This is a genomic window from Microbacterium sp. RG1, assembly GCF_005347485.1.
Taxonomy (GTDB): domain Bacteria; phylum Actinomycetota; class Actinomycetes; order Actinomycetales; family Microbacteriaceae; genus Microbacterium; species Microbacterium binotii_A.
Genome location: NZ_CP034121.1, coordinates 1,607,121 through 1,631,019 on the forward strand (window position 1 = coordinate 1,607,121; position 23,899 = coordinate 1,631,019).

Annotated in this window: 23 protein-coding genes; 8 read left to right on the top strand and 15 right to left on the bottom strand. The window is 69.7% G+C overall.

Features of this window, described 5'->3' with window-relative positions; translation table 11 throughout:
• Positions 1 to 25 precede the first annotated feature (25 nt).
• The 5 genes from EHF32_RS07745 to EHF32_RS07765 all read right to left on the bottom strand — a co-directional run bounded on the left by EHF32_RS07745 (position 26) and on the right by EHF32_RS07765 (position 7,320).
• Positions 26 to 3,430, bottom strand: coding sequence for an error-prone DNA polymerase (locus EHF32_RS07745; protein ID WP_137417642.1), 3,405 nt, complete (start codon positions 3,428 to 3,430; stop codon positions 26 to 28).
• Complete coding sequence (locus EHF32_RS07750; protein WP_137417643.1) at positions 3,430 to 4,968, bottom strand: DNA polymerase Y family protein; 1,539 nt, start codon at positions 4,966 to 4,968, stop codon at positions 3,430 to 3,432. Before EHF32_RS07750 ends, EHF32_RS07745 begins: the two co-directional genes overlap by 1 nt.
• Positions 4,969 to 5,652 (bottom strand): hypothetical protein, encoded by a 684-nt coding sequence (locus tag EHF32_RS07755; protein WP_238343826.1) that lies wholly within the window; start codon positions 5,650 to 5,652, stop codon positions 4,969 to 4,971. It abuts the gene before it with no gap.
• Between the two features lie 142 nt (positions 5,653 to 5,794).
• Positions 5,795 to 6,388 (bottom strand): cysteine hydrolase family protein, encoded by a 594-nt coding sequence (locus tag EHF32_RS07760; protein ID WP_137417644.1) that lies wholly within the window; start codon positions 6,386 to 6,388, stop codon positions 5,795 to 5,797.
• Positions 6,385 to 7,320 carry a DMT family transporter gene (locus tag EHF32_RS07765; protein ID WP_192900707.1) on the bottom strand — a complete coding sequence of 312 codons (936 nt, stop codon included), beginning with the start codon at positions 7,318 to 7,320 and terminating at the stop codon, positions 6,385 to 6,387. Before EHF32_RS07765 ends, EHF32_RS07760 begins: the two co-directional genes overlap by 4 nt.
• Positions 7,321 to 7,360: 40 nt before the next feature.
• Here EHF32_RS07765 and EHF32_RS07770 point away from each other — a divergent pair, with 40 nt between their 5' ends.
• Entirely contained in the window at positions 7,361 to 7,858 is a 498-nt protein-coding gene (locus tag EHF32_RS07770) for a MarR family winged helix-turn-helix transcriptional regulator (protein ID WP_137417645.1), read from the top strand.
• A gap of 6 nt (positions 7,859 to 7,864) precedes the next feature.
• Here the strand turns inward: EHF32_RS07770 and EHF32_RS07775 are convergent, their stop codons facing one another.
• From EHF32_RS07775 to EHF32_RS07785, 3 genes are all read right to left on the bottom strand, one after another.
• Positions 7,865 to 8,362 carry an HNH endonuclease gene (locus EHF32_RS07775; protein ID WP_137417646.1) on the bottom strand — a complete coding sequence of 166 codons (498 nt, stop codon included), beginning with the start codon at positions 8,360 to 8,362 and terminating at the stop codon, positions 7,865 to 7,867.
• 299 nt (positions 8,363 to 8,661) lie between these two features.
• Positions 8,662 to 9,546 (bottom strand): M23 family metallopeptidase, encoded by an 885-nt coding sequence (locus EHF32_RS16160; RefSeq protein WP_272949067.1) that lies wholly within the window; start codon positions 9,544 to 9,546, stop codon positions 8,662 to 8,664.
• Positions 9,547 to 9,772: 226 nt separating this feature from the next.
• Positions 9,773 to 10,474 carry a metal-dependent transcriptional regulator gene (locus EHF32_RS07785; protein ID WP_137417647.1) on the bottom strand — a complete coding sequence of 234 codons (702 nt, stop codon included), beginning with the start codon at positions 10,472 to 10,474 and terminating at the stop codon, positions 9,773 to 9,775.
• 96 nt (positions 10,475 to 10,570) lie between these two features.
• Between EHF32_RS07785 and serC the strand changes: the two genes are divergently transcribed.
• Positions 10,571 to 11,683: a phosphoserine transaminase gene (serC, locus tag EHF32_RS07790; protein WP_137417648.1), complete on the top strand. Its 1,113-nt coding sequence runs from the start codon at positions 10,571 to 10,573 to the stop codon at positions 11,681 to 11,683.
• A 111-nt stretch (positions 11,684 to 11,794) separates the two neighbouring features.
• On the opposite strand, the gene EHF32_RS07795 is transcribed toward serC, so the two are convergent.
• Both EHF32_RS07795 and EHF32_RS07800 read right to left on the bottom strand, forming a co-directional pair.
• On the bottom strand, positions 11,795 to 12,589 hold the full coding sequence (locus EHF32_RS07795) for a DUF3027 domain-containing protein (RefSeq protein ID WP_137417649.1): 795 nt from the start codon (positions 12,587 to 12,589) through the stop codon (positions 11,795 to 11,797).
• Positions 12,573 to 12,956 (bottom strand): cold-shock protein, encoded by a 384-nt coding sequence (locus EHF32_RS07800; protein ID WP_137419171.1) that lies wholly within the window; start codon positions 12,954 to 12,956, stop codon positions 12,573 to 12,575. The genes EHF32_RS07795 and EHF32_RS07800 overlap by 17 nt, the downstream gene beginning before the upstream one ends.
• Positions 12,957 to 13,073: 117 nt before the next feature.
• Between EHF32_RS07800 and EHF32_RS07805 the strand changes: the two genes are divergently transcribed.
• The 6 genes from EHF32_RS07805 (at position 13,074) to EHF32_RS07830 (ending at position 19,686) form a co-directional block, all read left to right on the top strand.
• Positions 13,074 to 13,349 (top strand): multidrug ABC transporter ATPase, encoded by a 276-nt coding sequence (locus tag EHF32_RS07805; RefSeq protein ID WP_137417650.1) that lies wholly within the window; start codon positions 13,074 to 13,076, stop codon positions 13,347 to 13,349.
• 2 nt (positions 13,350 to 13,351) lie between these two features.
• Positions 13,352 to 15,073 carry a helicase-associated domain-containing protein gene (locus EHF32_RS07810; RefSeq protein ID WP_137417651.1) on the top strand — a complete coding sequence of 574 codons (1,722 nt, stop codon included), beginning with the start codon at positions 13,352 to 13,354 and terminating at the stop codon, positions 15,071 to 15,073.
• A 47-nt stretch (positions 15,074 to 15,120) separates the two neighbouring features.
• The gene (locus tag EHF32_RS07815; RefSeq protein WP_137417652.1) at positions 15,121 to 16,782 is read left to right on the top strand and encodes a DNA repair helicase XPB; all 1,662 of its coding nucleotides are present in this window, start codon (positions 15,121 to 15,123) and stop codon (positions 16,780 to 16,782) included.
• Positions 16,783 to 16,838: 56 nt separating this feature from the next.
• Positions 16,839 to 17,525 carry a response regulator transcription factor gene (locus EHF32_RS07820; RefSeq protein ID WP_137417653.1) on the top strand — a complete coding sequence of 229 codons (687 nt, stop codon included), beginning with the start codon at positions 16,839 to 16,841 and terminating at the stop codon, positions 17,523 to 17,525.
• A gap of 83 nt (positions 17,526 to 17,608) precedes the next feature.
• Positions 17,609 to 19,288 (top strand): sensor histidine kinase, encoded by a 1,680-nt coding sequence (locus EHF32_RS07825; RefSeq protein ID WP_137417654.1) that lies wholly within the window; start codon positions 17,609 to 17,611, stop codon positions 19,286 to 19,288.
• A gap of 110 nt (positions 19,289 to 19,398) precedes the next feature.
• Positions 19,399 to 19,686 carry a WXG100 family type VII secretion target gene (locus EHF32_RS07830; protein WP_137417655.1) on the top strand — a complete coding sequence of 96 codons (288 nt, stop codon included), beginning with the start codon at positions 19,399 to 19,401 and terminating at the stop codon, positions 19,684 to 19,686.
• 79 nt (positions 19,687 to 19,765) lie between these two features.
• Here EHF32_RS07830 and groL read toward each other — a convergent pair whose 3' ends face one another.
• From groL to EHF32_RS07855, 5 genes are all read right to left on the bottom strand, one after another.
• Positions 19,766 to 21,385 (bottom strand): chaperonin GroEL, encoded by a 1,620-nt coding sequence (groL, locus tag EHF32_RS07835; protein ID WP_137417656.1) that lies wholly within the window; start codon positions 21,383 to 21,385, stop codon positions 19,766 to 19,768.
• 183 nt (positions 21,386 to 21,568) lie between these two features.
• The gene (locus EHF32_RS07840; RefSeq protein ID WP_137417657.1) at positions 21,569 to 21,772 is read right to left on the bottom strand and encodes a cold-shock protein; all 204 of its coding nucleotides are present in this window, start codon (positions 21,770 to 21,772) and stop codon (positions 21,569 to 21,571) included.
• A 135-nt stretch (positions 21,773 to 21,907) separates the two neighbouring features.
• Positions 21,908 to 22,510: a LytR C-terminal domain-containing protein gene (locus EHF32_RS07845; RefSeq protein WP_137417658.1), complete on the bottom strand. Its 603-nt coding sequence runs from the start codon at positions 22,508 to 22,510 to the stop codon at positions 21,908 to 21,910.
• 46 nt (positions 22,511 to 22,556) lie between these two features.
• Positions 22,557 to 22,826, bottom strand: coding sequence for a DUF3263 domain-containing protein (locus EHF32_RS07850; RefSeq protein WP_234074892.1), 270 nt, complete (start codon positions 22,824 to 22,826; stop codon positions 22,557 to 22,559).
• Positions 22,827 to 22,835: 9 nt separating this feature from the next.
• Positions 22,836 to 23,840, bottom strand: coding sequence for a DUF2332 domain-containing protein (locus tag EHF32_RS07855; RefSeq protein ID WP_137417659.1), 1,005 nt, complete (start codon positions 23,838 to 23,840; stop codon positions 22,836 to 22,838).
• Positions 23,841 to 23,899: the final 59 nt, after the last annotated feature.

Below are 23,899 nucleotides of genomic sequence, written 5' to 3' on the forward strand. Positions count from 1 at the left end.
GGTTCGCCCGGGGGCCTTTGCCGTGTCATTGGAAGTCGCGTGAACGGTGCGAGATGCCCACCCGGAGATCCTCGAACGCATCCGCCACGAGGTTGGTGACCCCCTCCGCCGAACGCTCCAGCATCCCGCGCACGATCAGCGCCGGCGAGTCGCGCACGATGCGTCGGTATCGGTTCCATACGCCGGTCGAGCAGATCACATTCACCAGCCCGTGCTCGTCTTCGAGGTTGAGGAAGGTGATCCCGGATGCGGTCGCCGGCCGTTGGCGGTGGGTCACGAGGCCCGCGACCTCGATGCGCCGCCCCGACTCGTGGGCGCGCATCTCGCGCGAGGTCAGCACTCCTCGCGCATCCAGCACGGAACGGTAATGGGTCAGCGGGTGATCGTCGGTGGAGATGCCCGTCGCCCACAGATCGGCAGCGAGCGTCTCGTAGCTCGACGGGTCGGGGAACAAGGGCGGCTGCACCGCCATGACGGTGTCGGGGAGGAACTCCGCGCGGTCCTGCGCAGCGGTGCCGGCCGACCAGATGGCCTCGCGGCGGGTCAGCCCGAAACAGTCGAAGGCGCCGGCCGTGGCCAGCGCTTCCAGCTGCGCCACGGAGAGGTCGCACCGGCGCACCAGATCGCGCATGTCGCGAAACGGCCCCTCCGCGTCGCGCGCGGCGACGATGCGTGCGGCGACCTTCTCACCGATGCCGGTCACCGCTCCGAGCCCCAGCCGCACCGCGAACGCGCCATCACGACGATGCGCGGCGGACTCATCGGGAGCCGCCGCATCGAAGGGCCCCACGGGCGGCTGCGGACCACGGCAGGCATCCATCCCCGTCGGCTCGGTGCTGTCTCCGAGCGGCTCGAGTCCGGCCTGGGCGCCCGAGAGCTGCACATCGGGTCGGCGCACCTCGACGCCATGGCGCCGGGCATCCGCGGTCAACGTCGCGGGCGAATAGAAGCCCATGGGTTGCGCCCGCAGCAGCCCCGCGAGAAACGCCGCCGGGTAGTGCAGTTTGATCCACGAGCTCGCGTAGACCAGGAGGCCGAACGAGAGCGAGTGCGACTCGGCGAACCCGAAGTTCGCGAACGCCTGGATCTTGCGGTAGATCGCATCCGCGTCCTCCCCGACGAGGCCATGGCGCGCCATTCCTGCGTAGAGCTTCTCCTTCAGCGAGTCGATCCGCTCCTGACCGCGTTTGGAGCCCATCGCCCGGCGCATGAGGTCAGCGTCCTCTCCGGAGAGATCGCCCACCACCATCGCCATCTGCATCAACTGCTCTTGGAAGACGGGGATCCCTTTGGTGCGCTCGAGCACGGGGACGAGGTCGGGATGCGGATAGGTCACCTCTTCGTGGCCGAGCTTGCGCCGCACGAACGGATGCACCGCTCCGCCCTGGATGGGACCGGGCCGGACGAGGGCGATCTCGATCACGAGGTCATAGAACGCCCGGGGCTGCAGGCGCGGCAGCAATCCCATCTGCGCGCGCGACTCGACCTGGAACACCCCGATGGAATCGGCACGGCACAGCATGTCGTAGACCGCCGCTTCCTCCTTCGGCAGGGAGCGCAACTCCCACGTCTCCCCCGTCGCCGCGCGGATCAGATCGAAGCAGTACTGGAGAGCGGAGAGCATTCCGAGCCCGAGCAGGTCGAACTTGACCAGTCCCATCCACGCGGCGTCGTCCTTGTCCCACTGGATGACGGTGCGCCCCGGCATCCGGGCGTGCTCGATCGGCACGACCTCACCCACCGGTCGCTCGGTGAGCACCATGCCGCCGGAGTGGATGCCGAGGTGACGCGGCGCCTTGAGCAGCTCGGTCGCATAGGCCACGACCTGATCCGGGATGTCGTGGTCGGGTGCGCTCTCGAGCGATGCACCCCAGCGCTCGACCTGCTTCGACCAGGCATCCTGCTGTCCGGGTGAGAACCCGAGCGCCCGCGCCATGTCGCGCACGGCGTTCTTGGGGCGGTACTGGATCACGTTGGCCACCTGCGCGGCGCGCTCCCGCCCGTACTGCTGGTAGACCCACTGGATGATCTCCTCGCGCCGATCGGAGTCGAAGTCGACGTCGATATCGGGCTCCTCGTCGCGCAGACTCGACAGGAACCGCTCGAACGGCAGGTTGTAGGCGATCGCATCGACCGCCGTGATGTCGAGCAGATAGCAGACGGCGCTGTTCGCCGCCGAGCCGCGACCCTGGCAGAGGATGCCGCGGCGCCGGGCCTCCTGCACGATGCCGTAGACGATGAGGAAGTATCCGGGGAAGTCCTTCATCTCGATGACCTCGAGCTCGCGTTCGATGCGCCGACGCTGATCCTCGGTGAGGTTCGGATAGTTGCGCGGCACCGCATCCCACACCAGTTGCCGCAGCCATGACATGGGCGTGTGCCCCTCGGGAACGGGAAGCTTGGGCAGCGCCGGCGAAGCCTTCCGCAGCGGGAACGCGAGCTCGTCGGCGAGCGTGACACTGCGTGCGACCGCGCCGGGGTACCGCGCGAAGCGCGCGGCCATCTCGGCGCCCGAGCGCAGGAAGGCGCCACCGTGAGCCGGCAGCCAGCCGTCGAGCTCGTCCATACTGCGGTTCGCCCGCACGGCGGCGATCGCCGCCGCCAGGAGCCGGCGCTCGGGCACCGCGTAGTGCACGTTTCCGGTCGCGACGACGGGAAGGCCGCGCTCTGCGGCGAGGGCGGCGAGGATGTCGTTGGTCCGGGTGTCGCGCGGGTCGCCGTGATCGATGAGCTCGACCTGCACCGCATCCCGTCCGAACAGGTCGACGAGCAGGTCGAGTTCGCGCGCCGCCCCCGCGGGGCCTTCGAGCGCGAGCGCCTGGCGCACGGCGCCCTTACGGCATCCGGTGAACACGGCCCACTGCGGATCACTCGGGCCGCCGGACTGCTCGGCGAGCTCGGTGACGTCGTACACCGGACGCCCTTTCTCCGCACCCCGCAGCTGGGCGCGGGTGAGGGCGCCCGCGAGGCGGTGGTACCCCTCCTGCCCGCGGGCGAGCACCAGCAGATGACGTCCGACCGGATCCGGGCGACCCTTCTGCGGGGCGGGCAGATCGAGCGACAGCTCGGCACCGAACACCGTCTGGAGCCTGCGTGGCTCCGCCGCCTCAGCGAACCGCACCGAACCGTAGAAGCCGTCATGGTCGGTGACGGCGAGGGCATGCAGCCCCAGTCGCTCGGCCTGCTCGACGAGCTCCTCAGGCGAGGACGCCCCGTCGAGGAACGAGTACGACGAGTGCGCGTGCAACTCGGCGTAGGGCACGACCTGCTCGGGGCGCTCGATCGCCGGCGGCACATAGGGGCCGCGTTTGTGCGACCACGCCGGACTGTCGCCACCGTCCGCCCCGGCGGGAACGGGCCTCGGGCGGCGCGCGTCGCTGAGGGCGCGTTCGAGCTCAGACCACGGGACGGGCGGGTTGTGCCAGCCCATCAGTCGTACCTCGCCTCGACGCTCCAGCGGGCGTCCTCGTGCACGAGCAGCCAGGCGACCTGGGCGGCGTCGACGATCTGGAACCGGTGCGCCACACGGCGGCGGGCCGCATCCCATTCGCGTTCGATGACCGTCCACGGCCCCGCCCACGAGAGCACCCCGCGCCGGATTCCTGCGACGGCGATATCGGTGGGCGTGCCCGACAGCGCCCCGCGCTCGTCGACGAGGATGCGGGTGCCCTCGGCATCGCGCACCTCGGCCGGACGGGGCACGGGGAACACCGTGGTCGGCAGCGGTGCCGGCAGTGAACCCGGCCAGGGCAGCGACGCGTCGCGCGGGGCGACCGCGCGGTCACCCCAGGGCACCATCACCTGCCGCTCATCGAGCCAGCGCCCACCGGCGATGACCGGCGTCAGAACGCTCCGATGCCCGAGCATCGCCTGCACCCGCGAGAGCGCATGGTGCACCTTCTCGCGCTCCCCCCGGCCGAACAGCCCCGGCACGTGGTGAGCCTGATCGTCGACGGCCTCGGGCGAGATGCGCACGCGGGCCACTGGGCTGCGCAGCTCCTGCTGCTCGGCGAGCTGCCAGCGCACCCTGTCCACGACCGCCGCCGCGTCGAAGGTTCCCGGATGCAGCCAGACCCGTTCACTGCGCTCTCCCCGCTCCGACTCGAGCTCCACACGCAGCTCGGTGCACACCAGCCGCAAGGTGTCGAGACGCGCGATGAACTCCTCCGCCGCCATCCGCATCCCGAAGGCCGCCTGCTCGGCGAGTTCGACCGGCGGCTCGAACACGACCTCGCGATCGAGCTCGGGCGGGACGTCGCGGGGGGTCACCGTGCGGGAGTCCGCTCCCGCGGCGAGCGCCTGAAGCCGCACTCCCTGCTCGCCGAGGCGATCGCGGATGCCGTCGGTCGGCAGCTCGGCGAACGCGCCCAGCGTGTGGATGCCGAGTCGCGCCAACAGCGAGGCGAGCGAGGTCTCGGCCCCGGCGTCGTGCAGCAGGGTGGCGGGCAGGGACGCGAGGAAGGGTCCTGAAAGACCCGGAGGCACGCACCGCACCGGCGCCTCGGCGGTCGTTGCGGCACGGGCTGCCTGCTCGGCCGTGAAGGGGCCGTCGGCGATGCCGATGCGGACATCCCTCACACCCGCCTCGTGCAGCGCCGCACGCAGGACGTTCGCCGCCTCCTCCTCGCCGCCGTAATAGCGGGCGGGCCCCCGTGCCTTCAGCGCGCAGAGCCCCGGGCGGATGATCTGCACGTGCGGCGCGAGACGTTCGATCGCCGCCACGAGCGGCGCGAAGGCGCGATGGTCTCGTGCCGCATCCATCGCCACGATCTGCAGGCGAGGACAGGCGCTCTGCGCGTCGCGACGACGCTGGCCCCGACGCACCCCCTCGGCGCGGGCTGCTGCGGAGCAGGCGACCACGACGTTCTTCTCGACGACCGCGACCGCCGCCGCATCCTCGCCGCTCTCGCGTCCGAAGGCGACCACCGGCCAGTCCGGGATCCAGACGACGAGAGTGCGCACGGGCATCTAGCCCACCGCCCTCATGGGTACGGGAGCGGCCGGAGCCACGGCGGTGAGCGCGCCGTCGCGATCGGGGAGCATGAGACGCGCCCGCCGGGGCACGGGAGAGCGGCGCGACTGCACGGCGATCGTCACCGTGCGCGACGACAGGTAGCCGTAGCCGTCGCCGAGTCCGTCCCACTGGGAGTCGACGATCTGCAGCGCGGCCTCCGCCTGCGGCCAGACCCCCTGCACCAGAAGACTCGCTCCGCGGTCGCGCAGTCGCGCCATGAAGCGGGAGGCTTCGGCATCCGATACCGCGCCGCCCGGACGCACGGCGACCACCGGCATGACCTCGGCAAGGGTCGCGGCCACGGCCAGCCAGCGTGGGCCGGGCTCGGGGACGAGAACGAGGCGTTCGAGCGCGACCCCCAGTCCCGCCGCGGCCTCGGCGCCCAGCTCGGGCATCCCCACGGCCGCACACCACGCCCCCTCGCGCGAGGGACGGGCGAGCAGCGAGAGCAGCAATGACGTCGAGGGAGCGACCGTGTAGGCGGAACCCGCACGGAGCCCTCCGCCGGGAAGGAGCTCGGCCAGCGCCGGATGCACCGGCCGCACGGCCGCTTCCATCCGCCGGCCCTGAACGTGCTCGAGCTGCGCGCGGAGGCGATGGACCTCGCCCACGGCGTCTTCTCGCACGATCACCTTCACTCCGACAGGCTAGAACGAATGTTCTAGTTCTTCAATGTCAGATTCGAAGATACGAACGAGTTCGGACATCCTCTTCGCGAGCCGACCCGCGACGTCTGCACGAGGGGTGAGACAGGCGGCACCCTACGTGCCGCCTGCGACATCAGGTCAGCGATCGATCGTGCACACGTCGCTCGGATTCGACGATCTCGACCGTCGTCCGGATGCGGGCGAACCCGCCTTCCTGCAGGACGAGGGCCGTGGTCGCCATGATCTCCGCCGCCGTTCGCGTCACGCGCCCCATGCCGCTGATCTCGGTATCGAGATCGAAGGTGCGGGTCGCGTCCCACACCACCGTGGTGTCGTATCCGAGATTGCCGGCCATGCGCGCCGTCGTCTCGACGCACATGTTGGTCTGGATACCGCAGATCAGCAGCTCCCCTATCCCCCGCTCCTGCAACCAGGCATGCAGGTCGGGGGCGCCGTAGAACGCGGAGTTCACGCTCTTGGTGACCAGCAGTGCGGCCGGGGCGCGGTCGACGACATCGACGAGCGCGTTGCCCGCGGCGGACGGATGCAGCACAGACGCCTCACTGCGCGAGTCGTGGCGGACCACGACGACCGGGATGCCCTCGACCTGGGCGTACTGCAACAGCGCCGCGACGTTCCGCTCGCACTGCGGATTCGCCGTCGGCCCCCAGAACCCCAGGTCGTCGAACCCCTTCTGCATGTCGATCACCACGAGCGCGCGCGTCATGCCTTCATCCCACCACGCGACACCGGCTCCGGCGCCTCACCCGGCTGCCGACCGGGGACCGATTCCTGCCGCGTCGCGCGGCGACGATGCGGCAGCACGCCCCACACCACCCCGCCGAGCACGAGAGCGAGCCCGACCACCTGCGCGGGACCGAACGGCTCCCCCGCCAGCACGACCCCCAGCACGACACCCGTGACCGGGTTCAGCAGCCCGACGAGACCGACCGCGGCGGCGGGCAGCCGCTGCAGACCGGCGAACCAGGCCGCGTAGGCCACCGCCGTGCCGATGAGCATGACGTAGGCGAATCCGATGACCCCCTCGGGGCTCAGCTGCGGGGGCGGGCCTTCCACGATCAGCGCGACGGGCACGAGAACGACGGAGCCCGCCAAGAGCTGCCATGACGTCATGGCGAGCGCCGGCACCTCCTGCCCCCAGCGCGAGGTGAGCACGAAGCCGAAGGATGAGGCGACCATGGCACCCAGCGAGGCGGCGATGCCCCACGGATCGACCGACCCCGCGCCGACGCCGAGCATGAGCACGACACCGGCGATCCCGACAGCCGCCCCCAGCGCGGCGGCGACGCGCGGCCGCTGCCCGAGCAGTGCCCAGGCGAAGAGCATGATGCACGCCGCTGAGGTGGACATGAGGGTCGCCGCCAGACTCGAGGGAAGCCGCTGGCCGACGATGTAGATCAGCACGCTGAAGCCGCCGACGTTCAAGACGCCCAGCAGCAGCGACCGCCACCACCACGAGCCGCGCGGAAGGCGGCGGGCGAACAGCAGCACGAGCAACCCGGCGGGCAGGCATCGGATGACAGCACCCCACAGCGGGACATCGGGCGGCAGGAGGTGCCGCGTCACGACGTAGGTGCTGCCCCATGCGATCGGCGCGATCGCGGTGATGAGGATCCACCGCCGCCATTTATCTTCCATGGAAGGAAATACTACCTTCCGCGGAAGATATCGTGGTCGCATGAGCGGAACCGAGGATCGCGTCAGCCGCATCCAGGAGGACTGGCGACGGGAGCGTCCCGATCTCGACCCCTCCCCCCAGGGCGTCATCGGCCGCATCCACCGCGTGGGCATGGCTCTCACCCGCGAGCTCACCGCGGTGTACGCCCGCTTCGGGCTTACCGAGGCGGAGTTCGACCTGCTCGCCTCACTCCGGCGGGCGGGCGCGCCCTACAGCAGACCGGCCGGCGAGCTGGCAGAACACACGATGGTCACCTCGGGCGGGCTCACCAAGCGCGTCGACCGCCTCGTCGAACGCGGCCTCGTCACACGCTCCGGATCCGACGCCGACGGTAGGCGCCGCCTGATCGCGCTGACCGATGCCGGACGCGAGCTGATCGACGACGCCTTCACCGCCCACATCGCCAACGAGCATCGCCTGGTCGCGATGCTGGATGCGCCGGATGCGGAGCAGCTCGCCCGCATCCTGCAGCACTGGAGCGAGCGGCTCGAGCGGTAGGCGGGCTCAGGCGGCGAGCGCCAGGTACGGCTCCCACCGCGGATCGGCCCGCTCCGTTCCGCGCACGCTCCAACCCGAACCGTGTGGCACGTCCGGCACGAGGCGCAGCGTCCACGACATCTCCTGCGGTGTGCGATCCCCCTTGACGTTGTTGCAGCGCAGGCAGCACGCCACCAGGTTCTGCCATGTGTCGCGCCCGCCGCGCGAACGCGGCAGCACGTGGTCGATGGTGGATGCGGCCTTTCCGCAGTATGCGCAACGGTGGCCGTCGCGGCGCAGCACGCCCCGGCGGGTGACCGGCACGTTGCGCACATTCGGTATGCGCACGTAGCGGGTGAGGATGATGACCGCGGGCCGGTCATAGATCTGCGTCGTGCCCCAGATGGGCACGTCCTCGACGCGTTCGACGATGGTCGCCTTCTCGTTCATGACGAGCACAAGCGCTCGCTTGAAGGAGACGACCGCCAGTGGCTCGTAGCCGGCGTTCAGCACCAGTGTGCGCATTCCCAGTCCTCTCGAATGGCCCGGACGGCTTCGCGGATATTCGATTCGATGGACGCATCGGGGGTGCGGAGGCATGAAAAAAGGCGCTGTCTCATGGACAGCGCCTTGAACACACGGGAAACCCGTGAGTGTCGGTCACGTGATGCCGAAGGACGAGCAGACCGAGCGCATCCATGGTTCGGATGCGTGGTGAACTGCCCATCGGCGCCCTCCGCTTCTCTCAGCGTCGTGCCCTCAGGGTAGCCCACCGCGACGCGCCCGGGACGCGTGCTTGATGAACTCTCGGAATCGTGTCGGGGTCAGCCCGCGTTGGCTTGCAGCCAGGCGTAGGGGTCGACCAGCCCGCCGCCGATGCGCACCTCGAAGTGGAGGTGGTTGGCGGTGGAGGAGCCGGTGCTTCCCATCAGGCCGATGATCTGGCCGGCCTCGACGTAGTCGCCCGGGTTCACCAGGGTCTGGGTCATGTGGCCGTACAGAGTGGTGACGCTCTGGCCGTTGATCACGCTGTCGAGCACGACCGCGTAGCCGTAGCCGTAGTACCAGCCGGCGACGCGGACGGTTCCCGCCGCGGCGGCGAACTCGGGGGTACCGGCCGCGCCGAGCAGGTCGACGCCCTGGTGGTAGCCGTCGGCACCGAATCCGCGACCGACGCGGATCTGCGACATGTCGAGCGGCCAGCGCACGGCACCACTGCCGGGGGCGACCATGTTCAGGTCGATGTTGGCGGCGGAGAACGAGGCGGCGGAACCAGCGGCGGCGATGCGCGCAGCGGCGGCTTCGGCGGCCTTCTTCTTCTCGACCTCTTCGGGCGTGGTCGCCGCGTAGCTGCCGCGGTCGAGGCCCGCCGAGGTGACCGTGGAGGCGACGACGAGCGACTGCGGGTTCTCTGCCGCGACCTGCTCGATGGTGGCCGCATCCGTACCGCCGTTGAAGGCGGCGTAGGCGGGAAGGGCGACGGTCGCGACGAGACCGCCGACCATGCTGAGGATCACGACGCTGCGCAGAGGCTTGCGGAAGCTGCGGCCGGTGCGGGCCGGACGTGCGGCGCGTACGACAGCGGTCTTGGTGCGGGTCACCTGACCCTGGGCGGTGCGAGCCAGTTCGCGCATGCTGCGGCGACTGGTCACGGGATTCGCGGCGGCCTCGGGCGCGCCTGCCGACGAATCGTCGTTCTGTTCAGCCAAATCATCCTCCGGCGCCTCCGCGCTCATGGCGCTGGCTCGTCGGCACTCGATGTCGGGGCACGATATGCGGGTTGCACCACACGGACGACGAGCCGGAGAGGCAATCCGTGCGGGATCCATCGGTGGGCTTCTCACCTGCGGACTGTCCGAGGCTACCCGAAGGTAACGAATAAGTCACGCCGGCGTGGGCCGGATCAATACCCCGACGGGCTGTGGAGGACAGCTCTCAGCGAGCGTCGGCGACGAGGAAGATGTGGCCCGCGACCTCGACAGGAAGCTCCAGCCCCTCCTCCGAACCGTCCATCTGCACGAGGACGTAGCCTTCGTTGTATTGGAACGATCCGGCGGCGCCGGGGACGACACCGGCGGCCCGCAGCTGCTGCAGGAGTTCGGGGTCGACCTGGGCGGGCTCGGCGAGGCGACGCACGGTGCCGGTGATCGGACCGCCCTCGGCGTCGAGCTTGCGGACGAGGCCGACGACGCCCTCCTCGAACGTGGAGCTGGGCAGATCGCCCAGCTGGTCCAGACCCGGGATGGGGTTGCCGTAGGGCGACTCGGTGGGGTGTCCGAGCAGCTCGACGAGCCGACGCTCGACCTGCTCGCTCATGACGTGCTCCCAGCGGCAGGCCTCTTCGTGGACGTAGGCCCAATCGAGTCCGATCACGTCGCTGAGCAGACGCTCCGCGAGGCGGTGCTTGCGCATGACGTCGACGGCCTTCTGCCGACCGGCGCCCGTCAGCTCCAACGAGCGGTCGTCGGAGACGATGACGAGGCCGTCGCGCTCCATCCGGCCGACGGTCTGCGAGACGGTCGGGCCGGAGTGACCGAGTCGTTCGCTGATGCGTGCACGCAGCGGAACGATGTTCTCCTCCTCGAGCTCGAGGATGGTGCGCAGGTACATCTCTGTCGTGTCGATCAGGTCGGTCATGAACGTGTCCTCGAAGTCATAGGGGCCCGAGGAGAGCCTATCCAACGTGACGATGGTCACGGCGGTCGACGGCGAGCACGCCCCTAGAATCGAGCCATGTCCCACGTCGTGCTCCCTCGCGAGATCCTGCCCGCCGACGGCCGCTTCGGATGCGGCCCCTCCAAGATCCGCCCGGAGCAGGTCGCTGCTCTGGCCGAGCGCGGTTCGTCGCTGCTGGGCACCTCGCACCGCCAGGCTCCGGTGAAGAACCTCGTCGCGAGTGTGCGGGAGGGTCTCGCGGCGCTGCTGCGCCTGCCCGAGGGATCCGAGATCGTCGTCGGCAACGGCGGATCGACCGCCTTCTGGGATGCGGCTGCCTTCGGCCTCATCGAGAACCGCGCGCAGAACCTGGTGTTCGGCGAGTTCGGCGGCAAGTTCGCCGCCGCCGCAGCCGCGCCGTGGCTGCAGGCGCCCGACGTCCGCAAGGCCGAGCCCGGCACGAGCGCCTCCCCCGAGGTCGTGGAGGGCGTCGACGTGTATGCGTGGCCGCACAACGAGACCTCGACGGGTGTCGCCACCCGGATCGCCCGCGTCGCCGGGGATGCCGGTGCGCTGACGGTGATCGACGCGACGAGCGCGGCGGGCGGCATCGACTTCGACGTCGCCGAGACCGATGTCTACTACTTCGCCCCGCAGAAGAACCTCGGCTCCGACGGCGGCCTGTTCTTCGCGGCCGTCTCGCCCGCGGCGATCGAGCGCATCGAGCGCATCGCCGCATCCGGTCGCTACATCCCGGAGTTCCTGAGCCTGAAGAACGCGCTCGACAACTCCCGCCTGCAGCAGACTCTCAACACCCCGGCACTGTCGACGCTGGTGCTGCTCGACGAGCAGGTGCGCTGGATCAACGCCAGCGGGGGCCTGAGCTGGGCGGCGGCGCGCACCGCCGAGTCCTCCCAGGTGCTCTACGACTGGGCCGAGGCGTCGAGCGTCGCGACACCCTTCGTCACCGACGTCGCAGACCGCTCCCCCGTGGTCGTCACGATCGACTTCGACGAGAGCGTGGATGCGGCGGCCGTCGCCGCGAGCCTCCGCGCGAACGGCATCGTCGACACGGAGCCGTACCGCAAGCTCGGCCGCAACCAGCTGCGGGTGGCGACGTTCACCTCGATCGATCCCAACGACGTGCGCCAGCTGACGCGCAGCATCGACTACACGCTCGAGCACCTCTGATCCGGACAGGGCTTCGCGCCCCCACCGGGTGAGTATCCGTTCGCCGGGTGAGCATTCGATGTGATGCTCACCCGGCGAACGGATGCTCAGTGGGCGTAGCCCGTGGCGGACTCAGTCCTCGTCGGAGTCGTCCTCATCGTCGGAGTCGTCCTCCTGCGACTCGTCCTCGTCGCCCTCGTCCTCGTCTTCGTCGGGCTCGTCGTCCTCCGGCTCGTCCCCGTCCTCGTCTTCGTCGGACTCGTCGTCCTCCGACTCGTCGTAGTCGTCGTCGAGCTCGTCAATGTCGACGCCGTCGACGTCGCCCGCGTGGAGGATCGACTCGCCGTCCTCCGACTCGTCGTCCTCGTCGTCGTCGGCATCGTCGAGGTCGTCCGCATCCTCATCGGAGTCGTCGTCCTCGGCGTCGTCCTCATCGCTCTCGGCCTCCGCGGCAGCCTCCGCCGCCGCGGCCTGCTGGGCGTGGTATTCCGCGAGACGTGTGGCCCACGGCACCCACTCCGGCGCGAGGAGGGCACCGTCGCCGGGAAGCAGCTCGACCTCGAGGACCGTGGGCTCGGCACCCTCGACACGGGCCACCGAGACCGTCCAGTACCAGCCCGGGTATCCCGCCAGGCGATTCTCGAAGCGGAGTGAGACGACACCGTCGGGCTCGAGCGTGTATCCGGCCGCCGGCCCCACGGTCTGCGGCTTGGTGATCTCGTGAAGCGCGGACAGCGCCAGCTCGTGAGCGGCCAGAAGCTCGGCATCGGGCTCTCGAGGTTCGACCTCGACATCGTTCGCGTCGACGATGGCGGCTTCCTCCGCCGCCACCTCCGTCACCACGGTCTCATCGGACTGCGCGACGAGCTCCGCATCGACGGCCTCATCGGAGATCGACTCCGCGCCGGACTCAGGCGTCGAGGTCATCGGCTACCTTGCGCAGCACGGCGGCGATCTTCTTCGAGTGCGACGACGAGGGGTACCGCCCGCGGCGCAGGTCGCCGCCGATCCCGTCGAGCAGCTTCACGAGGTCTTCGAGGATGATCGCCATGTCGTCGGCGGGCTTGCGCGCGCGCTTCGCGAGGCTGACGGGGGCGTCGAGCACCCTCACCGACAGCGCCTGCAGTCCGCGCTTTCCGTCGGCCACACCGAACTCCAGCCGCGTGCCGGGCTTGACCGAGGTCGTGCCCTGCGGGAGAGCCGTGGCGTGAAGAAAGACGTCCTGACCGTCATCCGAGGAGATGAAGCCGAACCCCTTCTCCTCGTCGTAGAACCTGACCTTGCCGGTGGGCATGGACACCTCGCTGCTGCTCTGCACCCGGAAATCGTTCGCGGGCGCGACGGAACGCGGATCGGAAGATCCCCTGGTTCCAGCCTACGACACCCCCGCCGAGGCGATAGGCTGATGCGGATGAGCAAGCCCACGCCCGACAGCGACCTCCCGGTCAGCCGCCTCGACCGCATCCTCGCGTTCATGGCGCTGGGGCTGCTCGCGCTGTCGGTGCTGTCGTTCCTGTCGATCATGATCAGCACGGCGATGGGCCTCACCCACGAGGACTACGGCACGGGCATCTGGCCGGCCGTGAGCGCCGTCGTCTACATCGCTCCCCCGCTGGCGTTCGTGCTCATGCTCACCGTCATCATCCGCGCCTTCATCAGAAGGGCTCGGGCGAACCGAGCCGGGTGACGGTGGCGGGCCCCTCGGACGAACGCGCGCTGGCGTCGCTGCTTGCCGCGTCCGGCGATGAGGAGTTGGCCCAGCTCTTCGCCGCCCGCAGACTCGCGCCATCGACTCCCGCGCAGGACTTCTTCGACGTCGCGGCGACTCTTCTCAGCGACGCCAGCGTCGATCGCGCCCTGACGCGACTGGCCGCACCGGAACTCGCCGCCCTCGCCTCGGCGCAAACGGAGCCCGTCGCCCCGCCCCTGCGGGCGGCGCTCGCATCCCGCGCCCTGCTCGATGCCGACGGCGTGCCGTTCCAGGCGGTGCGGTCACGACTGGCCGAACGCGCCGGGTCCGAGGCGTTCGCGTCGCCGGAGGTGAGCCCGCTCGCCCCCGCAGATCCGCAGAGCGTCGCGGCGGCGGCGGAGCGCGCTTTCGAGCAGGTCGCCTCGCTCGCCGACATCCTGCTCGCGGCCGCGTCCGCTCCCCTGTCGCGCACGGGCGCCGGCGCGGTCAGCGCGACCGAACGCCGCCGGCTCGTCGACGACGGCGCGGTCGCCTCGGCGGAGCAGCTCGAGGATCTGATCGTCCTCGGGGCCGACGCGGGGTTGCTCAGCGACGAGGATCGCAGCTGGCAGGTGACGGATGCGGCGCCCGAGTGGCTCGACGCGGGCACGAGCGAACGGTGGGGACAGGTCGCGACGGCCTACGTACGCGCTCTTCCGGAAGCTCTCCGCACGCCCGAGGGCGGCTTCCTCCCACCCCCGGCGTGGCAGGGCGTCTACCGCCTCGATCCCGAGTGGCCGGAACAGGCTGCGGCACTGGTGCGCAGGGGGGTGCTGTGGGGCGTCCTCGCCGAGGACGGTCTGCTGCCCTGGACGGCGCAGCTGTCGAGCACCGGCGCCGTCGACACCCGTTCGCTGGCGGAGGCGCTGCCTCCGGAAGTCGACAAGATCTACCTGCAGGCCGACCTCTCCGCGATCTCGCCCGGTCCGCTCGCGCCGCGGCTCGAGCAGCGGCTGCGGCGGATGGCGGCACGCGAGACCAGGGCGCAGGCCTCGACCTATCGCTTCACCGCCGAGTCGTTGACGGCCGCGATGAGCGGCGGCGAGAGCGCCGAGTCCGTGCACGCCTTCCTGAGCGGAATCTCTCTCACCGGCATCCCTCAGCCGCTGGCGTATCTCATCGATGCGACCGCCGCGCGCCATGGCGCGATCCGCGTCGGCACGGATACGGCCACGGGCCGCACAGTGGTGCGCAGCGCGTCCCCGCAGCTGCTCGCCACCATCGCCGTCGACCAGTCGCTGCGCCCCGTCGGTCTGGTCGAGCACGAGGGCGCCCTCGTCTCACGCGCCGGGCGGGATGCCGTCTACTGGTCCCTGGTCGATGCGCGCTACCCCGTGGTCGCCGTCGACGAGAACGATCAGCTCGAGCGGGTGGTGCGACGAGCGACGCGGCAGGCCGTGACCGAGCCGCCCCCGAGCGAACAGTACGGGGCACTCATCGCGGCGCTGCGCGGTGCGCAATCCGGAGACGCGGACGCCGCCTGGCTCGAACGCGAGCTCGAACAGGCCGTGCGTGCCCGCGCGGCGATCGACGTCACCGTGAGGCTGCCCGACGGTTCGACGAGGGTCTTCGCGCTCGAGGCGACGGGCCTCGGCGGCGGGCGTCTTCGCGGACTCGACCGCGCCGCCGACGTCGAGCGCACCCTGCCGATGACGAGCATCGTCTCGGTGAGTCCGCGCTGACGGCGAGCCGACCCGCATCCGCCGCCACGCCGGTAAACTCGACGGTTATGTCCGACGGCCCCCTGATCGTCCAGAGCGATCGCACGGTTCTGCTCGAAGTCGCCCACCCCGAGTCCGAGAACGCACGGCACGAGCTTGCCGTCTTCGCCGAACTCGAGCGCGCTCCGGAGCACATCCACACCTACCGCATCACACGTCTCGGACTGTGGAACGCCCGCGCCGCCGGCCACGACGCGCAGGACATGCTCGACACCCTCGACCGCTGGTCGCGCTTCCCCGTGCCGCCCTCGGTCGCCACCGACATCCGAGAGACCGTGGGCCGCTACGGGCGCCTCGTGATCGAACGCGGGCCGTACGGCGGCGACGACGACGCGCTTCTGCTGCGCTCGACGGATGCGGCCGTGCTCGCCGAGGTCTCCCGCAACAAGCGCATCCAGCCCCTCCTCATCGCGCACCCCTCCCCCGGTGTCCACGTGATCGACGCCTGGGCGCGGGGCCAGATCAAGCAGGAACTGTTGAAGATCGGCTGGCCCGCAGAGGACCTCGCCGGGTACACCCCCGGCACCCCGCATCCGATCGACCTCGAAGAAACGGACTGGTCGCTGCGTCCGTACCAGCGCCAGGCCGTGGACATCTTCACGGAGGGGGGCTCCGGCGTCGTCGTGCTCCCCTGCGGCGCGGGCAAGACCCTCGTCGGCGCGGCCGCGATGGCCGACACCAAGACCACGACGCTCATCCTCGTGACCAACGCGGTCAGCGCGCGCCAGTGGCGCGACGAGCTGCTCAAGCGCACGACGCTCACCCCGGAGGAGATCGGCGAGTACTCGGGCCAGGTCAAAGAGGTCAAGCCCGTCACGATCGCGACCTATCAGATCCTCACGGCGAAGCGGAAGGGCGAGTACGCCCACCTCGCACTGCTCGACGCGCTGGACTGGGGCCTGGTGGTCTACGACGAGGTGCACCTGCTGCCGGCGCCCGTGTTCAAGCTGACCGCCGATCTGCAGGCTCGCCGGCGGCTCGGCCTCACCGCGACACTCGTGCGCGAGGACGGCCGCGAGGGTGACGTCTTCAGCCTGATCGGCCCCAAGCGCTTCGACGCGCCCTGGAAGGAGATCGAAGCCCAGGGCTTCATCTCCCCCGCCGCCTGCTTCGAGGTGCGCGTCGACCTGCCCGCCGACGAGCGACTCGAATACGCCGCAGCCGTCGACGAGGACCGTTACCGTCTGGCCGCCACGGCCCCGGCGAAGATCGATGTCGTCCGTGCGCTCGCCGCACGGCACAGCGACGAGCAAATCCTCGTGATCGGTCAGTACCTCGACCAGATCGACATCATCGCCGATGCGCTCGGCGCCCCGAAGATCACCGGCGCGACGCCGGTCGACGAGCGCGAACAGCTCTATCAGGCCTTCCGCGAGGGCACGGTGCCGCTGCTCGTGGTCTCGAAGGTCGCCAACTTCTCGGTCGACCTGCCGGATGCCTCCGTGGCGATCCAGGTCTCCGGGTCGTTCGGGTCGCGCCAGGAGGAGGCGCAGCGCCTCGGGCGCCTGCTGCGTCCGAAGAGCAACGGCCACACGGCCAGCTTCTACACACTCATCGCCCGCGACACCGTCGATCAGGACTTCGCGCAGAACCGTCAGCGCTTCCTCGCCGAACAGGGCTACAGCTACACGATCCTGGATGCGGACGACCTGCTGGCCGCAACGCGCTGACCCGCCGGAACGCCCGCATCCAGCCATCCCACCGAATCGGTCACCATAATGGGCCTATGACCGCACCGCGCATCCTCGTCGTCGACGACGAACCGAACATCCGCGACCTGCTCATCACGAGTCTCAAGTTCGCCGGTTTCCAGGTTCGCGCCGTCTCCAACGGGGCACAGACGATCTCGGCCGTCCTCGAGGAGGAGCCGGATCTCATCGTGCTCGATGTCATGCTGCCCGACATGAACGGCTTCAGCGTGACCAAGCGCCTCCGCGAGGCCGGATACACCGCTCCGATCCTGTTCCTCACCGCGAAGGACGACACGGAGGACAAGATCACCGGGCTGAACGCCGGTGGCGACGACTACGTCACCAAGCCGTTCTCGCTCGATGAGATCGTCGCCCGCATCCAGGCGATCCTGCGCCGCACGATGCAGGCGGACGAGGAGTCCGTGATCCGTGCCGGCGAGATCACCATGGACCAGGACACCCATGACGTGTACGTGGGCGACGCGCAGATCGAGCTGAGCCCGACCGAGTTCAAGCTGCTGCGCTACCTCATGCTCAACCCGAACCGGGTGCTGTCCAAGGCGCAGATCCTCGATCATGTCTGGGAGTACGACTTCAACGGCGACGCGGGCATCGTCGAGAGCTACATCTCGTACCTGCGTCGCAAGATCGACCCGCACTCCTCCGAGCCCCTCATCCAGACCAAGCGCGGCTTCGGCTACATGCTGAAGACCAAGTCCTGACACCGGAGCGCGACCTGGGCACCGAGAGCGACAGCGTCACGCGCTGGTGGCGCGGGATCAGCCTGCGCGCCAAGGTGACCGGAGTGACGGTGGCGGTCCTCGTCATCGGCCTCCTGGCGGCGGGTCTGGGAACCATGGTGTTCCTGCGCACGACGCTGCTGACGAACCTCGACCAGAACCTCAAACAGGTGGCTCAGTCGGCGATCGCGAGCGCGCTGGTGGAGGCCACGATCGACGCCGACGGCACGCTCGAGTTCGCGCCGAGGGAGGAAGCCGGCGGCACCGCGTACACGGTGGCCCTGTACGCCTGCACGGCGGAGGGTGCTCGACTCGCGGTCGCAGGGGGCCAGGACGCGTCCACGACACCGGTGCTTCCCGACACCTATCCCTGCGATCGCGCCTACATCGACCAGGACACCGTCACGACGCTCGACGGCAGCAACAACTCCCACTTCCGCGCGACGGTCATCGTGACGCCGGTGGAGGGGACCAATGCGACCGTCGTGCAGCTGGTCGCGGTGCCCACCGGCCCGACGGAGCGGATCGTCGCCACCTATCTCGGCATCTACGCGATCCTGGCGTTGGTCATCGTGATCGCGAGCGCCTTCCTCATCCGCTGGGTCGTGACCCTCACCTTCCGCAGCCTCGGGCAGGTGGAGCGCACGGCCGATGCGATCGCCGGCGGGGACTTCAGTCAGCGCATGACCGACATCGAGCCGGACACCACCGAGGTCGGCCGCCTCAAGCGCGCCATCAACACGATGCTCGGGCGCGTCGATGCGGCGATCTCGCAGCGCGACGCCACCGTGCGCCAGATGCGCAGGTTCATCGGAGACGCGAGCCACGAGCTGCGCACGCCCCTCGTGACCGTGCGCGGTTACGCGGAGCTCTACCGGATGGGTGCGATCCCGGATGCGGAAGCCACTGCGCAGGCGATGGAGCGCATCGAGAAGGAAGCCATGCGCATGACCTCCATGGTCGAGGATCTTCTGGCCCTCGCGCGCCTCGATGAGAAGCGCGATCTCGTGCTCGCACCCGTGGACCTGCGCCCGATCGCCCGCGATGCGGCACTGGATGTCGGCGCCTCGGCCCCGCAGCGCAGCGTGAGCGTGATCGATACGACCTCGGCCGCCCCGGAGTCCCTGCGGACGCCCCCGGTCTCGGCCTCACCGCAGGCACCCGCGGATGTGCCGCCGCGGCGGCGCGGCGCCGTTCCCACGGCCGCGATCACCCTGGCTGCGCGCCTGCGACGACGCTCGCGTGACGGCGGCGACACCGGAGAGGTGCATCCGCTGCCCGTGGCCTTCCATCCGCGCACCCCGATGATGCCGCCGGTCGTCATGGGCGAGGAGAACCGCATCCGTCAGGTCGTCGCGAATCTGCTGGGCAACGCGCAGCGCTTCTCCGCGCCGGACTCCCCCATCGAGCTGCGCGTGGGCACGGACCTCGAGAACCGCATGGGTTGGATCGACGTGATCGATCACGGCGAAGGTATTCCGGAGCAGATCCGCACGCAGATCTTCCAGCGGTTCTGGCGCGCCGACACCTCCCGCGCCCGGGAGACGGGCGGATCGGGGCTCGGTCTGTCGATCGTCGCCTCCATCGTGGAGTCGCTGCAAGGCACCGTCGAGGTGCGCGACTCCGAGGGCGGCGGAGCGACCTTCCGGGTCTCGCTCCCCCTCGCCGTCGACCAGGATGCCTCGGCGCACCTACTCATCGACACCCAGCCGTTGGAGCGTCTGCCGGATCTCCCGCGCTCCTGATCTCCCCACCCGACGAGAGTCGGCATGTGGTCCCCATCCGCTGCGAGAGACACGGCGACGCCGAGTCCGCGACCCCTAGCGTCGGAGTCTCCGACAGAGAGGGGCTCCCCATGGCGACCTTCGCCGTAGACAGCGACCAAGTGGCGTCAGCGACCATCGCGATCCGTGGAACCATCGACCGACTGCAGGGAGAGTCCACCGCACTGCTCGCGCAGCTGGGCGCGCTCCAGAGCTCGTGGACCGGAGCCGCATCCGGCATGTTCCAGGGCACGATCGAACAGTGGCGGGCCGCCCAGCGCACCGTGGAGGACGCCCTCGCGAGCATCCACGTGGCGCTCGGCGTGGCCGCACAGCACTACACCGAGGCGGAGCAGGCGAACATGACGCTGTTCCGCTGAGATCTCCGGTCCCCCCACCGGAAACGGCGGATGCCCCGGTCCCTTGCGGGGCCGGGGCATCCGTTCGTGAGGTCTGGACTCAGAAGTCCATGCCGCCCGACGGGTCAGCGGGAGCGGCGGCAGCCTTCTCCGGCTTGTCGGCGACGACGGCCTCGGTGGTCAGGAACAGACCGGCGATCGACGCGGCGTTCTGCAGCGCCGAACGGGTGACCTTGGCGGGGTCGATGATGCCCTGCGCGAAGAGGTCGCCGTACTCACCGGTCGCGGCGTTCAGGCCGTGACCGACGGGCAGGTCAGCCACCTTGTTGGCGACGACACCGGGCTCAAGACCGGCGTTGAGGGCGATCTGCTTGAGCGGAGCCTCGATCGCGACACGAACGATGTTCGCGCCGGTCGCCTCGTCGCCCGTCAGCGTCAGACCCTGGAACGCGGTCTTACCGGCCTGGATGAGCGCGACGCCACCACCGGCCACGACACCCTCCTCGACGGCAGCCTTCGCGTTGCGGACGGCGTCCTCGATGCGGTGCTTGCGCTCCTTGAGCTCGACCTCGGTGGCCGCGCCCGCCTTGATGACGGCGACGCCACCCGCGAGCTTGGCGAGGCGCTCCTGGAGCTTCTCGCGGTCGTAGTCGCTGTCCGTGTTGTCGATCTCGCGACGGATCTGGGTCACGCGACCCTCGATCTGAGCGGAGTCACCGGCACCCTCGACGATCGTGGTCTCGTCCTTGGTGATGATGACCTTGCGGGCACGTCCGAGCAGATCGAGGGTGGCGTTCTCGAGCTTGAGACCGACCTCCTCGGTGATGACCTGGCCGCCCGTGAGGATCGCGATGTCCTGCAGCTGGGCCTTGCGGCGGTCGCCGAAGCCGGGAGCCTTGACGGCGGCCGACTTGAAGATGCCGCGGATCTTGTTCAGCACCAGGGTCGCGAGAGCTTCGCCCTCGACGTCCTCGGCGATGATGAGGAGCTCCTTGCCATCCTGGATCACCTTGTCCACGATCGGCAGGAGGTCCTTGATGTTCGAGATCTTCTGGTTGGCGATCAGGATGTAGGGGTCTTCGAAGACCGCCTCCTGGCGCTCCGGGTCGGTCACGAAGTAGGGGTTCAGGTAGCCCTTGTCGAAGCGCATACCCTCGGTGAGCTCGAGCTCGGTGCCGAAGGTGTTGGACTCCTCGACGGTGACCACGCCCTCCTTGCCGACCTTGTCGATCGCCTCGGCGATGAGCTCGCCGATCGCGGGGTCGGCGGCGGAGATCGACGCGGTGGCGGCGATCTGCTCCTTGGACTCGATCTCCTTGGCGTCGGCCAGCAGCGCCTCGGTCACCGCGGCGACAGCCTTCTCGATGCCCTTCTTGAGCGAGATCGGGTCGGCGCCGGCTGCGACGTTGCGCAGACCTTCGCGCACGAGCGCCTGAGCGAGGACCGTGGCCGTCGTGGTTCCGTCACCGGCGACGTCATCGGTCTTCTTCGCGACCTCCTTGACGAGCTCCGCGCCGATCTTCTCGTACGGGTCGTCGAGCTCGATCTCCTTGGCGATGGAGACACCGTCGTTCGTGATCGTGGGTGCGCCCCACTTCTTCTCGAGGACGACGTTGCGGCCACGGGGACCCAGGGTCACCTTGACGGCGTCGGCCAGGGTGTTCAGGCCGCGCTCGAGGCCACGACGGGCCTCCTCATCGAAAGCGATGATCTTTGCCATGTGTGTCTCGTCCCTCCCGGACGTTGGCTTGTGTCTTTAGCACTCAGTGATATCGAGTGCTAATCCATTCTGGCACTCGCCCCCGGGGAGTGCAAGCCGCCGCGAGTGCCGTGAGAGAGCGCGGCGCACACGACGAGACCCCCGAGCACCGGCGGGCGCTCGGGGGTCTCGGGAGTGGGGGTCTCAGGCGACGATGCGAACCGACTCGGCCTGCGGACCCTTCTGTCCGCTGCCGACCGTGAACTCCACGGCCTGCCCTTCTTCGAGGACGCGGAATCCGGTCATGTCGATGTTCGAGTAGTGGACGAAGACGTCCTCACCGTCGCCGGAGGTGATGAATCCATACCCCTTCTCGGCGTTGAACCATTTGACGGTGCCCTGGGCCATACGAGTCTCCTGATGCTGTAGAACGCAGTCATCGTATGCAGCCGACACAGCGTCGAAGCGACGGATCCGGCACAGTTGACACAGCAGCAGCGAACTGTTTACGCCGCGGAAACACGCGGCCGTCGAGGAGGAGCCTCAGGGGGTCGGAGTGGGGCTCGGCGCCCCCGCAGCGGTGCGGTCCAGTCCGATCACGATCGTGAGCTGTTTCGCCTGTGACTCGTCCACATCGGCCGTGCCGGCGTCGTCGGTCGGCTGGTACTGCGTGCTCTCGGCGACATCCGCCCCGCCGATGAGCTCGGCGAGACCCTTGGCCGCCGCCTCGTCCCCCGGGAACGCGTAGTAGACCGTCGTCTGCGGGAAGTCGGTGGCGCTGGCGCTGCTCGCGTTGACGAGGTCGGCACCCCAGCCCTTCGCGATGAGTTCGTCCTTCAGGGTGGTCGCGAGTCCCGTCTCCGGCGTCGCGTTGAGCACCAGCACGGAGAAGGACATGTCGACGACGGGCGTCACTTCGGGCGTCGGAGTCGGCGTCGGAGTCGGCGAGGGCACCAGCACGATCCGCCCGGAGAGCACCAGGCTCCCGAAGATCCCCGCGGCGATGAGCACGATCGTGACGACGATCGCCCAGAGGGTGACCACGCCCGCCCGCATGCGCGGGTTCTCGGCGCGGTGGGCTCCGACACGCCCCGAGGCGTTCGGCAGGTCGTCGAAGCGGTCGCGGGGATGCGGGGTTCGGGACACCCCACGATGCTACCGGAGCGTGTCGCTCCGCCCGCGGAGCGGGGTCTCAGGCGCCGCGGCGGGCCGTCGAGCGCTCACGCCGACGCTCGTCGCGGATGCGGCGCAGGCGACCGACGAGGAGCGGATCCTGTGCCAGGGCGGCCTGCGAGTCGATCAGCCGTCCCAGCAGTTGGTAGTACCGCGCCGGGGTGAGCTGCAGTTCGACGCGGATCGCCTCCTCCTTGGCGCCGGTGTGTCCGAGCCAGCGCGCCTCGAAGGCGAGCAGCTGGGAGTCGCGCTCGCTCAGAGCGTCGGATGCGGGGTCGCGCACGGGCACAGGGCCACGCTAACCGAGCCTGCCCGCCGCATCCGGACGCCACTCCACAGCCGCGCCCAACGGGTCGACCGCGGCGAGCACCTCGCCATCCAGCGCCAGCGCGAAGCGATCCTTCGGCCAGGCGTCCGCTTCGATCGGCGCGTTCCACCCGTCGTGCAATCCCGGTGCGTCGATCGTGATCCAGCGTCCTGATGCCCGAGCCGCATCGATGATGCGTCGCCGCCCGCCCCTCGGAACATGGGCGAGCACGCCCGGCGTCGTGACCACGAGGGTCGCGTCGGACGGGGCGGTCATCGCAAGCTCCGCGATGACGCCCGGTGCCGCCGCATCCGCCGCTCGCAGGATCGGCGGTTCTTCGGCCGCGACGTCGAGCGCCGCCTCGATGCGCTCACGACGTCCGCTCTCCCCCGGCCAGACGAGCCCCGTGAGCCAGCGGCGGTCGTCGGTCGAGCGGGCGTCGAGCGGATGCAGGTCGATGCCCGCTCGCCACACGACCGTCGGCATGCGCAGCTCCGTCTCCGGACCACTCCACGTGGAGGTGAGGATGACCGCAGCGGGGCCGGCGGTCGGATCGAGCCTTCGCGTTCGTCCCGCATCCGCGTCATAGCGATAGGAGTAGCGGTCCGGATACAGACACAGGCCCGCACTGGCCCCGATCTCCAGAAGTGCGATGGGGCCCTCGATCTGTGAGAGCGCGGGAAGCAGCGCGGCGCAGCGCCCGGGCTCGTTCGTCTGCACGGAGCGCGCCGTGGACTCCGCCACGAGGATGTCGGCGTGCGCGAGCACCCATGCTCCCCAATCCGCATCCTCCGCCTCCGGTGCTCCGAGGAGCCGGCTGACGGCGAACACGAGGGGCGGCTGCCGATGGATTGCGGGGATCCGTGCCAGAACGGTGGCGAGCTCCGGAGTCGCCTGCACCGCGAGCGCCCACTGCTCATAGAGGCGGCTGCGACCCGGCGCCTCCTCCTCGGCGAAGCGCCGGTAGCGCGCGATGACGGCCTCGAGTTCGCTCACCCGCTCATTCTCGGTCACACGGGAACAGTGCCCTCGCAGGTCGGGTTGAATGGAGCAGA